Source organism: Oleiphilus sp. HI0128 (assembly GCF_001635365.1).
On sequence record NZ_LWGG01001149.1, the window covers coordinates 1 to 959 of the forward strand.

Below are 959 nucleotides of genomic sequence, written 5' to 3' on the forward strand. Positions count from 1 at the left end.
CACTAAACCATTGCCGGGTAAGCGCCCAACGATCCTTTAAACCTGACAGCCCGACATCCACTTTTTTGACGTGGGAGAAACGCGCTAACTGACCCGCCACATACTCAGTATTCTGACCATTTTTTTCCAGCCATAACCAAACGTGCTCCCCCTCACCACTTAGCTCAGGATTCATGACCTCTTCAACAAAGAAGTCTTCTTCTTTTGTCTTAATGACACCGGCAGGCCGCGGTAAGTCAGCGATACATGGAAAAACCAGATTGAACTGTGATTCTGGTAATGACCTTACTTCACTCACACGCTTCTCCTTTCACTTTCGCAGCTAGGTTTAGGCACTAACAATACACTTGCCTGACAAGCAACTCCTTCCTCACGCCCTGCAAAACCAAGGCGCTCTGTAGTCGTTGCTTTAACACTCACCAGCTCAGGAGAAACCTGTAAGTCCTGAGCAATATTTTCCTGCATCTTTCCTATATGCGGCGCCATCTTAGGAGCTTGAGCAATAATAACGCTATCGATATTGGAAACTACAAAACCTTTTTCTGAAATCAAGTGGTTTACTGCAGACAACAGTTCTCGACTATTTGCCCCTTTCCACTTTTCATCAGTATCAGGAAAGTGCTTACCGATATCACCTAAGGCCAAAGCACCTAACATTGCATCCATAATCGCGTGAATCAGCACATCCCCGTCGGAATGCGCAATAAAAGATTTGTGATGGGGAATTTTGACGCCTCCCAGGATAATTTCTTCACCCTCGCAAAATGCGTGCACGTCATAACCGTTCCCGATTCTCGGAAAGCTATTCATTTTTTCACCTCGTCCCAGCTGCGTCCGCGCAGCCAAGGTATCTGCAGCCAAACGTAAATCGTGCGGCCGCGTAATTTTGATATTGTCATCTGAGCCTTCAACTAGGCAGGGCGCCCCACCCATATGCTCTATTGCTGACGACTCATCGG

At 47.2% G+C, this 959-nt stretch carries 2 protein-coding genes; both read right to left on the reverse strand.

The features are described 5' to 3' along the window. Window positions 1–298 (reverse strand): tRNA pseudouridine(13) synthase TruD (gene truD, locus A3763_RS19430; RefSeq protein ID WP_156495192.1); only part of this gene is annotated, 298 nt, incomplete at its 3' end. Continuing rightward, window positions 295–810: a 2-C-methyl-D-erythritol 2,4-cyclodiphosphate synthase gene (gene ispF / locus A3763_RS19435; RefSeq protein WP_068507343.1), complete on the reverse strand. Its 516-nt coding sequence runs from the start codon at window positions 808–810 to the stop codon at window positions 295–297. The genes ispF and truD, both read right to left, overlap by 4 nt. Between the last annotated feature and the right edge of the window lie 149 nt (window positions 811–959).

What these genes read in the sequence shown, in the direction of transcription:
- ispF (WP_068507343.1), bottom strand. Translation starts at nt 810, where the DNA reads ATGAATAGCTTTCCGAGAATCGGGAACGGTTATGACGTGCACGCATTT.